This is a genomic window from Haloferax sp. ATCC BAA-644, from assembly GCF_000336975.1.
GTDB lineage: Archaea > Halobacteriota > Halobacteria > Halobacteriales > Haloferacaceae > Haloferax > Haloferax volcanii.
The window spans coordinates 109,491-124,025 of sequence record NZ_AOLF01000003.1 but is presented as its reverse complement, the minus strand read 5'-3'; the positions used below and the strand labels follow the sequence as shown (position 1 = coordinate 124,025).

Annotated in this window: 13 protein-coding genes; 6 read left to right on the top strand and 7 right to left on the bottom strand. The window is 64.8% G+C overall.

Annotated elements, in window-relative coordinates:
* Positions 1-49: 49 nt before the first annotated feature.
* Both C458_RS03305 and C458_RS03300 read right to left on the bottom strand, forming a co-directional pair.
* Positions 50-1,147: a Gfo/Idh/MocA family protein gene (locus tag C458_RS03305; protein WP_008573187.1), complete on the bottom strand. Its 1,098-nt coding sequence runs from the start codon at positions 1,145-1,147 to the stop codon at positions 50-52.
* Positions 1,148-1,248: 101 nt separating this feature from the next.
* Positions 1,249-2,316 (bottom strand): glycoside hydrolase family 105 protein, encoded by a 1,068-nt coding sequence (locus C458_RS03300; RefSeq protein ID WP_008573186.1) that lies wholly within the window; start codon positions 2,314-2,316, stop codon positions 1,249-1,251.
* 187 nt (positions 2,317-2,503) lie between these two features.
* Between C458_RS03300 and C458_RS03295 the strand changes: the two genes are divergently transcribed.
* Positions 2,504-3,277, top strand: a complete 774-nt coding sequence (locus C458_RS03295; RefSeq protein ID WP_008573184.1) for an IclR family transcriptional regulator — start codon at positions 2,504-2,506, stop codon at positions 3,275-3,277.
* A 21-nt stretch (positions 3,278-3,298) separates the two neighbouring features.
* Here C458_RS03295 and C458_RS03290 read toward each other — a convergent pair whose 3' ends face one another.
* From C458_RS03290 to C458_RS03275, 4 genes are all read right to left on the bottom strand, one after another.
* Positions 3,299-4,750, bottom strand: coding sequence for an aldehyde dehydrogenase family protein (locus tag C458_RS03290; protein WP_008573183.1), 1,452 nt, complete (start codon positions 4,748-4,750; stop codon positions 3,299-3,301).
* 140 nt (positions 4,751-4,890) lie between these two features.
* Positions 4,891-5,799 (bottom strand): AEC family transporter, encoded by a 909-nt coding sequence (locus tag C458_RS03285; RefSeq protein WP_008573181.1) that lies wholly within the window; start codon positions 5,797-5,799, stop codon positions 4,891-4,893.
* Positions 5,800-5,897: 98 nt separating this feature from the next.
* Positions 5,898-6,932 carry an SGNH/GDSL hydrolase family protein gene (locus tag C458_RS03280; protein WP_008573179.1) on the bottom strand — a complete coding sequence of 345 codons (1,035 nt, stop codon included), beginning with the start codon at positions 6,930-6,932 and terminating at the stop codon, positions 5,898-5,900.
* A gap of 644 nt (positions 6,933-7,576) precedes the next feature.
* Complete coding sequence (locus C458_RS03275) at positions 7,577-8,515, bottom strand: dihydrodipicolinate synthase family protein (protein WP_081603286.1); 939 nt, start codon at positions 8,513-8,515, stop codon at positions 7,577-7,579.
* 207 nt (positions 8,516-8,722) lie between these two features.
* On the opposite strand from C458_RS03275, the gene C458_RS03270 reads away from it, so the two are divergent.
* Positions 8,723-9,562, top strand: coding sequence for an NAD(P)-dependent oxidoreductase (locus C458_RS03270; protein WP_008573176.1), 840 nt, complete (start codon positions 8,723-8,725; stop codon positions 9,560-9,562).
* A gap of 93 nt (positions 9,563-9,655) precedes the next feature.
* On the opposite strand, the gene C458_RS03265 is transcribed toward C458_RS03270, so the two are convergent.
* On the bottom strand, positions 9,656-10,117 hold the full coding sequence (locus tag C458_RS03265) for a universal stress protein (protein ID WP_008573174.1): 462 nt from the start codon (positions 10,115-10,117) through the stop codon (positions 9,656-9,658).
* A gap of 108 nt (positions 10,118-10,225) precedes the next feature.
* On the opposite strand from C458_RS03265, the gene C458_RS03260 reads away from it, so the two are divergent.
* The 4 genes from C458_RS03260 (at position 10,226) to C458_RS03245 (ending at position 14,521) form a co-directional block, all read left to right on the top strand.
* A complete protein-coding gene (locus tag C458_RS03260) occupies positions 10,226-10,447 on the top strand; it encodes a hypothetical protein (RefSeq protein WP_008573170.1) in 222 nt (73 codons plus the stop codon).
* A gap of 171 nt (positions 10,448-10,618) precedes the next feature.
* A complete protein-coding gene (locus C458_RS03255) occupies positions 10,619-12,418 on the top strand; it encodes an ABC transporter substrate-binding protein (RefSeq protein ID WP_008573167.1) in 1,800 nt (599 codons plus the stop codon).
* A 73-nt stretch (positions 12,419-12,491) separates the two neighbouring features.
* On the top strand, positions 12,492-13,496 hold the full coding sequence (locus C458_RS03250; RefSeq protein ID WP_013034964.1) for an ABC transporter permease: 1,005 nt from the start codon (positions 12,492-12,494) through the stop codon (positions 13,494-13,496).
* A 2-nt stretch (positions 13,497-13,498) separates the two neighbouring features.
* A complete protein-coding gene (locus C458_RS03245; protein ID WP_008573163.1) occupies positions 13,499-14,521 on the top strand; it encodes an ABC transporter permease in 1,023 nt (340 codons plus the stop codon).
* Positions 14,522-14,535 lie beyond the last annotated feature (14 nt).

Here is a 14,535-nt window from a genome sequence, read left to right as displayed (position 1 = left end):
TGATGCCGGATAGTTACGCGTGGTGGGCGACAAACCGACCGCCCGCGGGCTACCAGGACGTAATAGGAACTTCGCGGAGCGGCCCCGGAAGCGGGACATCGACGGTCGAGTCGGTGTAGTGCGAGAGGTAGAACCCGACGATGATTTCGAGCGAGCGAGTCGCCGCGACGCCGGATGAGTAGTTCTCGGCGTCGCCGTCGAGGAGGTCTTGAACGTGGGCCGCCGCGTTTGCGAAGGAGCCCTTGTAGTCGTCCTCCCACGTCCACGCGCCCTCGATACCGGGGAGCGGTCGCTCGACGTGTTCGCCGTCTTCGAGCGACCAGTAGCGCCACTCGCCGTCGTCGTTGTTCATGTAGAGTTTGCCCTCGGTGCCGATGAAACTCAGCGTCATCGAGGAGACGTCGCGCGGAATCGTGCAGTCCACGGTGACGAACGTGCCGTCGTCCATGACGACGTGCCCGCCGCCGCCGGCGTCGACGACCGACTCCGTGGCGTCCAGCGCGTCGAGCACCTCGTTCTCGCCGGTGATGTGGCCGCTCACCCGCGAAGCCCGCGCGTCGAGGAGGTAGACGAGGGTGTCGAGGACGTGCGTGGAGTTCCGCATGAGTTCCATGCGGTACTGCGCGCTCACGGACTTCACGTCGCCGAGAATGTCTTCCTCGCGGACGAGGTCGCGGAGCCGACGGAGCTTGTCCGTGAACCGGAACGAGTGGTTGACGACGAGTTCCGTGTCGGCCTCCTCGCAGACGGCGACCATCTCCTCGGCGTCGCTGACGGCCGACGCGATGGGTTTCTCGCACCAGATGACCGAGGGGTCGGCGGCGGAGCGCGCGGCGTCGACGACGTGGTCGCGGTGGAGGAACGACGGCGTGCAGACCGACACCGCGTCGAGGTCCTCGGCTTCGAGCATCGCCTCGTGTCCGACGTACCGGCGGTCGGCGGGGATATCCCACGCCTCGCCGAACGTGTCCAGTTTCGACTCGTCCACGTCGGCGACGGCGACGAGTTCGATGTCGTCGGTCGCGGCGTAGCCGCCCGCGTGGCTCGCGTCGATTTTCTCTCTGCCGATGGCCGCCTCGTCGTGCATGCCGAGGATGCCCATCCCTGCGATGCCGCCCGTGCCGATGATGCCTGCGTGGTAGGTCATAGTGTCTCCTGTCGCCGGAGTTCGTCCGTCAATGTGCGCCGGAGCGCATAACTGTGGTGCCGGGCCGAAAGCGTCGAAAAGAACGCTGGGGGGCGAAGGTCTCAGTCGAGCGCGGCCGCGGCCATCAGGAACCAGCCCTGCCCGTAAGGCGTGTCCGTCAGCGGGGCCTCGGGGCCGCCCGGCGGGCCGGCGACACGGTTGACCGCGCCCTCCTCGCTGACGACGCGGGAGACGGCCGCGAGCCCGTCTTCGGCGGGTTGGCGGTAGGTCTCCGCATCGAGGATGCCGAGGTCGATGCCGCGGGCGAACGCGTAGGCGAACATGAGCGTCCCCGACGATTCGAGCGGCGTGTGCGGGTCGTCGACGAGGTTGTGCCAGAAACCGCTACCGTCTTGGAGCGGAAGGAGCGCCTCGCAGTGCGACCGGAACAGGTCGAGGAGGTCGTTGCGCTTCGGGTGGTCCTCGGGGAGTCGTTCGAGCACGTCCACCGAGGCGGCGGCGGCCCACCCGTTGCCGCGCGCCCAGAACGCGCCCTGCGGGTAGTGGTTCGGCTGTTCGACCCAGATGTGTCGGAACAGGCCCGTGTGGCCGTCGCGGAGGTGCGCGGCGTGAATCAGAATCTGCTCGACCGCCTCGTCGAAGGCGTCGTCGTCGCCGGCGGCCGCGCCGTAGCGGGCGAGGAAGGGACACATCATGTAGACGGAGTCTATCCACAGCGACTTGATGCCCGCGAGGTCGGGGTCGTGGTGGGGGATACCGCCGTCTTCGGTCCGCTCGAAGGACAGAAGCGACTCGTAGGCGCGCTCGGCCGCGTCGAGGTAGCGGTCCTCGCCCGTCTCGTCGTAGAAATCGAGAACACCGTGCCCGATGGCGGTGCTGTTGTTCGTGTTCATGCACTTCTTGACGGTCAGCTCCCAGCTCGCCTCGTACTCGCGGCCGTGGCTGAACACCTCTATGGGGTAGCTCGGGCCGTAGCTCAACTGCCCGGCGTCGTTCTGTGTCGCCACCGCGGTTTCGACGAGGTGCTTCGCTCGCTCGACCGATTCGGCTCCCCCCTCGGCGAGCAGGCCGTTGATGGCGACGCCGGTAATCCACGACTGACCGTCGATGTCCAGCGACCTGAGGTACGAGGCGGCGCGCTGGACTGGTGTAAGCTCGTCTGCTGGCATGGGTACAGTACCCACACGAAGACGTGCTGGGATGAAAAATGTATCCCATGGCGTCGCGCCACCGCGGGACGGCGGCCGTGCGCGCCGGTCGGTCAGCCAGTTCGGAGCCGAGAGTACTCGTTCGTCGCAGCCGATACGTTCCCCAGGCGGGAACAGATATATACGGCCCGGGGTCGACTACCACACCATGAGCCCCCCACCGAACAACCGCCCCGGCCGGACCATCCGCTCGGTCCAGATAACGTTCAACATCATCGACCTGCTGCAGGAGGAGGCGGGCATCGGCGTGACGCGAATTGCCGACGAGCTCGGCCACTCGAAGAGCACCGTCCACAGCCACCTCCGAACGCTCGAAGAGCGGCGCGTCATCGTGCGCGAGGGCGACGGCTACCGCCTCGGACTGCGCTTTCTCGACGTGGCTTCGCACGTCCGCGACCAGATAGGCAACTTCGACATCGTGCAAAAAGAGGTCGACTCGCTGGCCGACGAGACGGGCGAAATCGTCCAGTTCGGCGTCGAGGAGTACGGGAAGGTGTCGTACCTCCACAAGGCGCAGGGCGAACACGCCGTCGAGACGCTGTCGCGGGTGGGGACCCAACAGCCGATGTACTCCACGTCGCTCGGCAAGACGATTCTCGCGTACCTGCCGCCCGAGCGCATCGAGGAAATCGCGGCGGCGATGGAGTACGAGCCCAAAACGGCGAACACCATCACCGGGCCCGAAGAGCTGTTCGAGGAACTCGAGACCATCCGCGAGCAGGGGTACGGCATCGACGACGAGGAGAACATCAACGGCCTGCGCTGCGTCTCCGCGCCGGTCAAGAACGACGAGGTGATCCTCGGCGCGATTAGCATCACCGGCCCGTCGAGTCGGTTCACCGAGGACCGCCTGCACGGCGAACTCGCGGACTACGTGCAGAGCGCCGCGAACGTCATCGAACTGAACACGAAGTTCTCCTGAGCGCGCGGGGCGACGCGCCGCTCAGTAGTTCTCGTAGATGGTCTTCACCGACGAGAAGAAGTCGAGCCCGGCGTCGCCCTGCTCGCGGTACGTGTTGGTCGAGGAGTCCTTGTAGCCGCCGAAGGGGACGTGGAGTTCGAGGCCGGTCGTCTTCTCGTTGATTTTCGCGACGCCCGCTTCGACCTCGTTGACGAAGCGCTTGCCCTCGCTGAGGTCCTGCGTGACGATGCTGGCCGACAGGCCGTAGTCGACGTCGTTGGCGAGGGCGAGCGCGTCCTCGAACGAGTCGGCCTCGACGACCGCGAGCACGGGGCCGAAAATCTCCTCTTGGGCGATGCGAGCGTCGTTTTCGACGTCGGAAAACACGGTGGGTTCGACGAAGTAGCCGTCGTCGTAGTCGTCGCCGGTGAGCCGGCTGCCGCCGGCTTCGAGCGTCGCGCCCTCCGAGGCACCGATGTCGATGTATTCGAGCGTCGAAGACAGTTCGTTCTCGGAGACGTGCGGACCCATGTCGGGGTCGTCGAGGCCGTCGCCGACGACGAGCGAGTCTGCGTAGTCGGAGACGGCCGCGACGAACTCGTCGTACACGTCCTCGTGGACGATGGCGCGCGAGGTGGCCGTACACGACTGGCCGGTCGTGCCGAACGCGCCGACGCCGACGGTTTCGGCGGCCGCCTCGATGTCCGCGCTGGGCATCACGACGGTCGGGTTCTTGCCGCCCATCTCACACTGGACGCGCTTGAGGTCGACCGCGGCCGTCTCGGCGACCATCGTCCCCACGGCGGTGCTGCCGGTAAAGGAGACGCCGTCGATGCGCTCACTCTCGATGAGCGGGCCGCCGACCTCGCTCCCGGAGCCGGTGATGGTGTTCGCCACGCCGGCCGGGAGTCCCGCGTCGTCGAGACATTCGAGGACGATGGCGACGACGCCCGGCGCTTCGGACGCCGGCTTGAGGACCGCGGTGTTGCCGGCGGCGAGCGCCGGGGCGAGCTTCCAGACCGGGATGGCGATGGGGTAGTTCCACGGCGTGATGAGCGCGACCGTGCCGAGGGGTTCGTGCTTCGTGTAGAGGTCCTTCCCGGGGGCGCTCGCGGACTTGACGGTGCCGCCGAAATCCCGCGCTTTCGCGCCGTAGTAGTGGAAGATGTCGATGGCGCGCTGTACCTCGCCGCCCGCCTCGGAGCGCGTCTTGCCCTCCTCGCGGACGAGCACCTCGGTCGTCTCTTCCTTGCGCGCTTCGAGGTTGTTGCCGGCCTCGCGGAGCACCGCGCCGCGGGACGGACCGGGCGTCGATGCCCACTCGTCCTGTGCGGCGACGGCCGCGTCGAGCGCCGCCTCGACGTCCGCCTCGGTGGACGCCGGGTGGACGCTGACGACTTCGCCGGCCGCCGCGGGGTTCGTCACTTCGAACGTCGCTCCGGAGTGGGAGGCTGTCCATTCGCCGTCGATGAAGTTACCGTAGGTTCTCGACATTCGACCTAGCCATGCACATCCATCACCAAGTAAGCTTCTCATGGCGAGCGCGGATGACCGCCGCGCGCTCGTGACCGTCGCAAGGTGTGAGCGAAGCGAATTCGCGAGGTTCGGATTGGTATCGACGAGTTGCCGCCGCCTCAAAGGAGGAACTGGAGGACGACGAACAAGGTGGCGACCGAGACGGCGGTGGTCGCGAACACGTTCATCGACGCGAGGTCGGCGTCGCCGCCGAGTTCGTTCGCGTAGATGAACGACGAGACGGCGGTCGGCGTCGCGAGCATCGTCACGCCGGCTTGGACCGTCGACCAACTCGACGCGAACGTCGAGAAGACGGCGAAGGCGAGAAGCGGCATCAGGACGACTTTGCTGCCGACGACGGCCCCGACGGTGCGAAAGTCGAACGACTCGGTGGAAATCGTGAGCGACGCGCCGATGGAGAGCAGCGCCACGGGGAGCGCGAGCGAGGAGAGCGCGTCCAGCCCCGTCAGAAGGACGCCGGGGACGCCGAGGCCGAGCCCGGAGAAGGCGAGCCCCAACACGAGCGCCGGAATGACCGGCGTCTTGAGCACGCCGACGAACTCCTCTTTGAACGATACGTCAGCGCCGTTGACGAGCACGAGGACCGTGATAGTGAGCGGGACGTGGGTGAGCGCGCCGATGCCGAGGATGACGGCCGCCTTCGCCGACGCCAGCGAACCGAACGTCGAATCGACGAGCGGGAGCCCGAGGAAGCCGAGGTTCGAGTAGTACGACTGGACGATGGCGACACTGCGAACCGAGTCGGGCGACACCCGCCGGTGGACGACCCAGCCGACGGCGAGCATCGTAAAGAGGACGAGCCAAAAGCCCAACACGAGCGTCGGCTCGATGACTTCGCGAATCGGCTGGTCGTACGTCGAGGTGAACACGAGCGCGGGGAGCGCGAAGGCGAACGCGAAGAACGTGAGTCTGTCGCGGCGGCCGCTATCGAGGAGGCCGAGACGCTTCGCTAGCGCCCCGAGGCAGAGCACCCCGAGCATGTAGCCCAGATTTGCGGCGACGGTCATACACGTCCATCGAACAGGGGGGTTCTTCCGTGTTACGCTCGCGGAGATTTCGTTCGGAAAATTCGATTACGAGAGCGCCTGAGACCGGCGTATTCCGGTTAATCGTCCATGAGAGATTCGAGCTCGCGCGCGAGGCGCTCGCCGATGCGAATCATCGCGTCGTCGCCGGGGTGAACGAGGTCGGTCGTCATCCCGCTGGCGGTCGGCAGGAGGTCGGGACCCTCGACGAGGTGGACGTTATCGTAGCCGCACTCGACGACCACGTCGCGGAGCTGGTCGCGGAACGTCTCGGAGAGCGTCGCTTCCTCGTGGTCACGCTTGTACTCGCGCACGTGCGGGAACAGCGTGATGCAGGCGACGGGTTTGGTCGGGTTCGCCGCGGCGACGGTTTCGACCATGTCCGCGGCCCGCTCGCGGAACTCGTCGGGCGAGAATCGGCCGACCATGTTCACCGACAGCGAGAGCGTCGCCACGTCCCAGTCGTCTCGGGCGGCGATATGCTCGGCTATCGCGGGGTCGCAGTAGGCGGTCCCGCAGGAGCCGAGGTTTATCGGGTCCGCGCCGAGTCTCCGGGCCGTCTGGTTAACGTACGTGAGCATCTCTGCCGACGGGTCCTCGCCCTCGGTAATCGACGTGCCGTACGCGAGATATCGGAGGCTCGGAACCTCGTCGGCGGTCGGCGGCCGCCGCGCGCCCTCGACGCCGTGGTAGTAGATGTGGCCGCCGCGGTGGTCGCCGGGGAAGACGAGTCGGCACACCTCGGGCGCGTAACGCATCTCGCCGGTGGCATCGGGGTCGAGGTCGGAAAGCGACTCCGGGGGAGACAGTTCGACCGTCTTCGGTTCCGGCCCGAGCGTGAACTCCTCGCCCGTCGCCTGAAAGTCCCCCCAGAACGGTCGAACGAGGCTGTCTCGCTCCTCGGAGGAGAGCGTGATTCGAACCGTCTCATCGGGGACGAGTCGAATCTCGGTTCCCGCCGGGTGAGACATCCGCGTCTGCGCGCCGGTGTTCAGGCCGCTCCTGACGGCCTCCGGAACGCGGAGCAGTCGAAGTCCCTCGTGCGGTCTGACCCGCTGGAGCGCCCTGACGTTGTGGAACTGAACGTCGTCGTGCTGGATATCGTCGTGCTGCATACCGTGTGAGTCACGCACACACCACACCTACTTATCGCTACCTCCGACGACCGACACGCGGCGACGGGCGCGCCGGTGCTGGACGGAGACAGACGCCGAAGTGGCATCATCGGTTCCCGAGGCGGGAAAATTACAGTCATACGCTTGTAATATATGGATGAATATAGCGTCGAATTCGCGCGTTCGTCGTGAGTGACGCACAGCCGACCAAAACGTCAACCTCCCTAAACCCAATCCAGAGCCCACAGAGAGGCTTAAATCCGGATATTCGCCACCGGGGAACGCAAAACCCATCCAGAGTGAATAATTGGGCACGATTCGCCTGATGTTCGTTCCCCACCGGCGAACAAAATGGAGTATAACGCTGCCCTCGTGCGGTCAGTCTGGGGATGTAGCCGCTCAACTACCGGAGCTGAAGGTGTGTTATGATTGGTGCGGGCCGGGAGTCCGGTGGGAGACGAGCGGGCCGGTGAGACGTGAAAACGGCTCAACGGCGGAGCGAGGGAACGTCGAGGCGGCGAAAAACGGGGTGGGGTGCTTCCGACGGCTGCCGTCGGGTAGCGTCAGGCAGGTGCGGTGAGCGTGGTCAGTCGATATCGGTGCGGTCGGAGTCGTCGGTGCGCGCTCGGGTCGATGTCGGTGAGTCAGTCGATGACACGGGCGATGCCGTCGTCGAGTTCCTCGTACAGTTCCTCGGCGCGGTGCTCGTCGTCAGCCGACAGCGACCGAATCGGTTCGCGGACCGACCCGCCGTGCAGGCCGGCCAGTTCGAGGCCCTTCTTCACTATCGGGACGCTTATCGCGCCGGGAAGGTCGTTGTCGGTTCCCGTCTCGCCGCGGAGGGCTTGGAAGGGGAGCGTCAGGTCGCGAATCTCGCGGGCGCGTTCCCAGTTCTCCTCGGTGAGCGCCTCGAACAGCGCGAGGCCGATCTCCGGGCGGAAATTGCTGACTCCCGCCGAGAACCCCTCGATGCCCTCGTTCCAAAACGAGACGGCGTAGGGTTCCGCGAGGCCGTCCACCCAGACCACGTCGTCGTCCGCGACGGCGACGGCGGAACCGAGTTTGACCGGGTCCTCGATGGCGTACTTGACGCCGACGACGCCCTCGATGCGCGAGAGGTCGCGGAGGAAGGAGACCGAGGGGTCGAAGCCGCGGACGTAGGGAACGAGCGGCGTGTCGGTCGCGGCGTCGAGTTTCTCGTAGTAGCGGATGAGTCCCCGTTCGTGGACGTAGGTGTGGTCCGGCGGCATGACCATCATGGCGTCCACGCCGACGCGGTCGTAGGCGTCTATCAGGTCGGTCGCGGCCTTCGTCGACCCGCCGACGCCGGCGAGGACGCAGGCGCTGTCGGGGAGCGCGTCGACCGCCGTCTCCGTCACGTCGACGCGCTCCTGTTGGGAGAGCGAGTGATATTCGCTGATGTTCGCGGCCGCGAGGAACGACGAGATACCGTCGCCGGAAAGCGACTTCGCGTTCGCTTCGAGTTTTTCGTGTTGAATCTCCAGGTCGTCGTCGAACGGCGTGAGCAAGCCGACGGCGACGCCACGGAGACGACTGCGTACACGGTCGTCTGCGAGTGGCATGGTACAGTCAATCTGAGTCAACCGTGATAAACCCATCGTCAACGCCTGAATCCGCCGTTCGCGCGTGAGAGCGCCCGCGAGTCGTCCATCTGGTGCGCGACAGTCAGGCTTCGTGACCCGAACGGGCGGGCCGAAGCGGTACCCGAAGCGAAGTCGGACTTCGCGGTCACCCATCAATTTATTACGATTTGGTCAGAGTGGATTCGTATGGACGTCTTGATGACCGGCGTCTATGGCCGGTGCGGCACCGCAGTCATAGACCACCTGCACGACGACGACGCCTACGACTTCACGTACTTCAACCGCTCCGACCGCCCCGACGACCACCCCTACGGCGGCTACGACACCGTCGTCGGCGACGTGTCCGACTACGACGCCCTCGACGAGGCCGCGGTGGGGCAGGACGCGATGGTCCACATGGCGGCGTACCCCTACACCGACGGGACGTGGGAGGACATCTTCGAGCCCAACATCATCGGGATGTACAACGCCCTCGAAGTCGCCCGCGAGAACGAAATCGAGTCGTTCGTCTTCCTCTCGACCAACCACGTCATGGGCGGCTACGAGGACGAGTTCGCCCCCGAGATATACGAGCCGGGCCACGGACTCGTCATCGGCCACGAGGACCCCGTCCGCCCCGACTCGTTTTACGGCGCGTCGAAGGCCTACGGCGAGGACATGGGTCGGTACTACGTCGAGAACTACGAATACCCCAAGCAGTTCTACGCCCTCCGGGTGTGCAGCGTCCGGATGCCCGAGTACGACCACCCCTACGGCGACGCCGAGGCCGCCGTCGAGAACGGCGAGTTCGAACGCGGGAGCGCCGAGTACGAAGAGACCGTCGGGCGTATGAAGGCGATGTGGCAGTCCCGCCGCGACTTCGCCCACGAAATCGACTGCTGTCTGCAAGACGACAACGTCGAATTCGGTATCTTCAGCGGCGTGAGCGACAACCAGCGCCGGTGGTACGACCTCGAACACGCCCGCTCGCAGATCGGCTACCACCCGCAGGACGACGGCGAGGAGTGGGACAGCCCGCCGGAATAGTCGCAAGCGACCGCTGACTGGCGACTGTTGACCGACGACGTGGTCGACGAATCGAAAAAACGAGGACGACGGGTCAGACAGCCACGACGACGCTCACTCGGTGTGCAGCGTCACGTAGCCGTCGAAGTTGAGAATCACGAACTGCGCGAGGTCACCGAACAGCGCCTTTCCGGTCGGCGACCGCTTCCGGCCGAGGATGAACACGTGGTCTGCACCCTCCTCGTCGGCAACGTCGATGACCGTCTCGGCGCGCTCTTTCTCGGCCGCGATTCGCGGGACGATTTCGTAGGACACCTCGTCGTCGGTCGCGAAGACCTTCCGGGCGACTTCCTCGGCGTCGTTCATCGCGCCCTTGAACGCGTCCTGTTCGGTGTACGACGTGTGCTCGACATCGCCGATGGTGTCGAGGACCTCCTGGGTCTCCTCGAACTCGTCTTCGGTGAGCGTGACGAGGAGGACGAGGTCGGCGTCCGCGCCGAGCGCGTGTTCTCTGGCCTCCCGGAGGAGGTCCGCGTGCGAGTCGGTGTTCTCGATGAGTACTAATCCTCTGTCCATGCACCCTCATTCCGTCTCGCCTTATCTAAGTCTACCGGGGAAAGGGACGGCGAGGGTGAGGCAGGCCGGGGCAGTATACTGAAATACGCCGCGGTACTCTACGCAGACATGCCCGAAACGAGTCTCGCCGACATCCTCCGCGATTACGAGACCCGAATGAAGCTCGTCCTCGTCATCTCGCTGGCCTCTATCGCCCTGCTGCTCCTCTCGCTGCCGTCTATCGAGCCGGGGACGACGACCCACGCGCTCGTCTATCTCCAACTGACGACGTTCGGCGGATTAGCGGTCGTGATGCTCGGACTGTTGCTGTGGACGGCGAGGAGCGCGTGAGATAGAGCGAAAATCAGCGCGAACGAGCGGGGAACTGTTATTTTCTCTATCATGGTTGGGATGGGCAAATCCAGTATCTATATTAACGGGGAGTATCATGATAGATGATACCGCATGGCTGGAAAGCGTTCAACCAACTGGAGTAGACGAGACCTTATCAAGTACGGGGCGGTGGCTGGCACGGCTGGACTGGCCGGCTGCTTCGATAGTTCGGGACAGACGACCGAAGACGGCGGCACCGGAGACGGGACGGACGGCGGCACGAGCACCGAGGGCGGCGCGAGCCTCGCTGACGACACCCTCGACTACCCCGCGGGCCGACCCGCGACGGACGTGCAGTTCAACCGCTACAGCCTCGGCAACTACGCGCACACCCTGCAGGACCAGCTGTTCGAGGAAGTCGCGCGCGGCTACGCCGACGGGTCGGTCCGACCCGACCTGCTCGAGGACATGACCGTCGACGGGCGGACGCTCACGCTGACGTTCCCCGAGGGGTTCAAGTGGTGGAACGGCGACGACCTGACGGCCGAAGACTACTACATCGGCCTCGAAATCGACCGCCTGCAATCGCCCGAGCAGTCGCCCATCGAGAGCAACACGCTGGTCGACGACTACACCATCGAGCGGACGTTCAAGACGGCCGTCTCGCCCAACCTGATGAAGGCGAACGTCGCCGAGACGTTCGTCAACACCCCGCGGTCGATTTACCGCGAATACCTCACCCGCTACGAGGAAGCATCGAATGAGAGCGAGCGCGAGAGCGTGACGAGCGACCTCCTCGACATGAGCATCACGACCCAACAGCTCATCGACGAGGGGCTCGGCAACGCGCTGTACCGCGTCACCGGCTTCAACTCCTCGGAGACCATCCTCGAGAAGTTCGAAGACCACCCGTACGCGAGCCGGACGGACATCCCGAAGGTGCGCATCATCCCCGAGACGACCGCCGACGTGGAGTCGCTGTCGGTGAACGACCAGCTCGACATGAACCCCGACGTGCTCATGTCGGAGTCCCAGCAGTCCCGGTACCCGGACAACATCGAGAACGTCTACCGACTCAACTGGTTCCGCACGCAGAAGTTCACGTTCAACTTCAAAAACGAGCACATCGCGCGACTCCCGGTCCGGCGCGCCATCGTCAACGCGGTGGACTTCGAGTCGATGGTCGCCGCGATGCGGCAGGCCGGAACCGTGGGCGCACCCGCCGAGAACCAGACGGCGCTGCGCTCGACGATTCACGAGGAGTACCTCGGCGAGGACTTCGTCGACCAGCTCATCGACTACCCGGTCGGCAAGGACCTCGACGCGGCGACCCAACTGCTCGAAGACGCCGGCTACACCAAGGAAAACGGGACGTGGGTCGACCCGGACGGCGAGTCGTTCACCTTCACGGTCCTGACCCAGAACAACAACACCCAGGTGCAGGCGACGAAGGTCTTCAACGACCAGCTCAACGCGTTCGGCATCCAGACCGAAATCAGCACGGTCAGCTCGACCGACTACTACCAGCGCCTCCAAACGTACGAGGCGGACATCTTCTGGATATGGCACGTCGCGAAGGCGCTGTGGCATCCGACGGCGTACTTCTCGAACAACTTCTACGGCATCGAGGTCGGTGACCCCTCCAGTGGGAACGAGACCGGCCCGACGGGCAAGCCCTTTACGACGACCATCCCGAGCGAGGTCGGCGCGACCGAAATCTCCGGCAGCGGCAAAGAGATTCAGCCCGCACAGCTGATGAACGACCTGCCGAACTCCGAGTCCGCAGAGCAGGTCAGAGAGCGGACCCGCGACCTCGTCCAGTGGTTCAACTACGCGCTTCCCGACTTCGTCTTCGTCGAGGAAGACTCCGGCTACTGGGGCGACACGCAGGACTTCTCCATGCCGACGGGCGACGACTACGAACTCAACACGAACCGACCGGGCGAGTTCTCCTTCAAAAACGGATGGATTAGCTCCAACTCGCAGTGAGGTGAGACGGCACCCTCGACGGGCTTAACCACCACAATTAAGCTCTCTCACGCTAGAAGCCAAACTATTAATAATGACACCAAAGTATTTGTTGAAGCGTCTCGGGCAAGCGATACTGACGTTTTTCGTCACGATGACGGTCTCGTTTCTGCTGTACCAGGCCATGCCCGGTGGCCCGACGGAAGCGATGCGGAGCGTGATCCTCTCGCAGAGCGGCGGGAGCGTCGATATCGACCGACTGAACAGGATGATACAGCTCTACACGAACGTGAACCCGGACCAGCCGATGCACGTACAGTATTTCAACTACGCGTCTGACGTGATTCTCCGGCAGGACCTCGGCACCTCGTTCTTCAAAAACGAGGAGGTCACGACGCTCATCATGCAGCGCATCCCGTGGTCGATGTTCATCAGCGTCTACGCGCTCGCGCTGGGCTACTCGCTGAGCATCTTCCTCGGCGTGATGACGGCCTACCGGGAGAAGTCGCGGTTCGACTCCACGGTGTCATCGCTCATCATCGGACTCAACTCGATTCCGTACTACATCGTCGGCGTCGTGCTCATCTACTTCCTCGCCATCCAGAACAACTACTTCCCGACCGGCGGCCGAATCGGCTCGGGCATCGCCGCGGGGTACAATCCGGAGTTCATGCTCAGTCTCGTGCAACACGCGGCGCTCCCGGCGATTTCGATGGGCGCGCTCGCGACCTCCGGCGCGCTCGCCATGCGCGGGAACGCGGTTCGCGTCCTCGGCGAGGACTACATCCGCGTGGCGCAGCTCCGCGGACTCCGCGAAACTCGCATCGCCACGCAGTACCTCGGGCACAACTCCATCCTCCCGATGTACACGCAGTTCATGATCGGCATCGCCGGCGTCTTCAGCAGCGCCGTCATCGTCGAGGAGGTGTTCGCGTACCCGGGCATGGGCCTCCTGATGTTCGAGGCGGTCAAGACGCAGGACTACCCGCTTTTGATGGGCACGCTCCTCGTGTTCACGGCGATTTCGCTGACCGCTATCTTCATCGCGGACCTCACGTACACGCTCATCGACCCGCGCATCTCGGTGGGTGAGGAGTAACCATGAGCGAAGCACACTCCGACACGTTCGACCTGAAGGACCTCTACGAGGAGGACATCGACCCGGACCCCGAATCGGGGGCCGACCGCGCAAAGCGATTCCTCGAGATGAACGTCATCGCCCCCGCGCGCATCGCGGCCGACGACTGGCGCGCGCTCGTCGGCGGCGCGATTCTCGCCTTTTTCCTCCTCATGGGCACCGTCGGCGTCTGGCTCGTCGAGCGACCGACGAGCGGTGACGCCCCCGTCCTCGCCGCGCCGTTCGAATCGCTCGCGTACCCGCTCGGTACCGACGTGTTCGGCCAGCCGATTCACGCCCAGCTCATCCACGCGACGCCGGGCATGTTCAAGATGATATTCGCGGGCGCGGTCGTGAGCGTCGGCTTCGCCGCCCTCGTGGGCGTCGTCGCCGGCTTCGAACACGGCACGCGCATCGACTCGTTCCTGATGACCGTCACCGACGTGGTCATCACGATTCCGGGGCTGCCGCTCATCATCGTCATCACGGCCATCTTCCAGCCAGAAAACCCCTACATCGTCGGGGTGTTCCTCGGCATCGACAACTGGCCGGGCCTGGCGCGGACCGTCCGCTCGCAGGTGCTGAGCATCCGCGAGGAGTCCTACGTCGAGGCGTCCGAAATCATGGGCATCCCGCTGTCGTCGATTCTCCGGCGGGACATCCTCTCGCAGCTCATGCCGTACGTGATGATAAACGGAGCGCTCACCTCGCGGCGCATCATCTTCGAGTCCGTGGGGCTGTACTTCCTCGGCATCCTGCCGTTCACCACGTTCAACTGGGGCGTGATGATGAACCTCGCGTACGAGGGCAACGCGCTCACCCGCCCGGACATGCTCCCGTGGATGGTCGCGCCCATGGTCTGTATCTTCCTGCTGTCGTTCGGGCTCGTCCTCCTGTCGCAGGGGCTCGACAGCCTGTTCAACGTCCGCCTCCGGGCGCGCCACGCGAACACCTCGAAGAAAGGCACCTCGAAGAACAACCAATCGCAGGCGACCGGCGGGGACTGACCCCGTGCCAACAC

Bases quoted from the DNA above. Each gene is read 5' to 3' on its own strand.
- C458_RS03270 (WP_008573176.1), top strand. From the start codon at position 8,723: ATGGACGTCTTGATGACCGGCGTCTATGGCCGGTGCGGCACCGCAGTC.
- C458_RS03280 (WP_008573179.1), bottom strand. From the start codon at position 6,932: ATGCAGCACGACGATATCCAGCACGACGACGTTCAGTTCCACAACGTC.
- C458_RS03275 (WP_081603286.1), bottom strand. From the start codon at position 8,515: ATGCCACTCGCAGACGACCGTGTACGCAGTCGTCTCCGTGGCGTCGCC.
- C458_RS03250 (WP_013034964.1), top strand. From the start codon at position 12,492: ATGACACCAAAGTATTTGTTGAAGCGTCTCGGGCAAGCGATACTGACG.
- C458_RS03245 (WP_008573163.1), top strand. From the start codon at position 13,499: ATGAGCGAAGCACACTCCGACACGTTCGACCTGAAGGACCTCTACGAG.
- C458_RS03290 (WP_008573183.1), bottom strand. From the start codon at position 4,750: ATGTCGAGAACCTACGGTAACTTCATCGACGGCGAATGGACAGCCTCC.
- C458_RS03305 (WP_008573187.1), bottom strand. From the start codon at position 1,147: ATGACCTACCACGCAGGCATCATCGGCACGGGCGGCATCGCAGGGATG.
- C458_RS03260 (WP_008573170.1), top strand. From the start codon at position 10,226: ATGCCCGAAACGAGTCTCGCCGACATCCTCCGCGATTACGAGACCCGA.
- C458_RS03285 (WP_008573181.1), bottom strand. From the start codon at position 5,799: ATGACCGTCGCCGCAAATCTGGGCTACATGCTCGGGGTGCTCTGCCTC.
- C458_RS03265 (WP_008573174.1), bottom strand. From the start codon at position 10,117: ATGGACAGAGGATTAGTACTCATCGAGAACACCGACTCGCACGCGGAC.
- C458_RS03300 (WP_008573186.1), bottom strand. From the start codon at position 2,316: ATGCCAGCAGACGAGCTTACACCAGTCCAGCGCGCCGCCTCGTACCTC.
- C458_RS03295 (WP_008573184.1), top strand. From the start codon at position 2,504: ATGAGCCCCCCACCGAACAACCGCCCCGGCCGGACCATCCGCTCGGTC.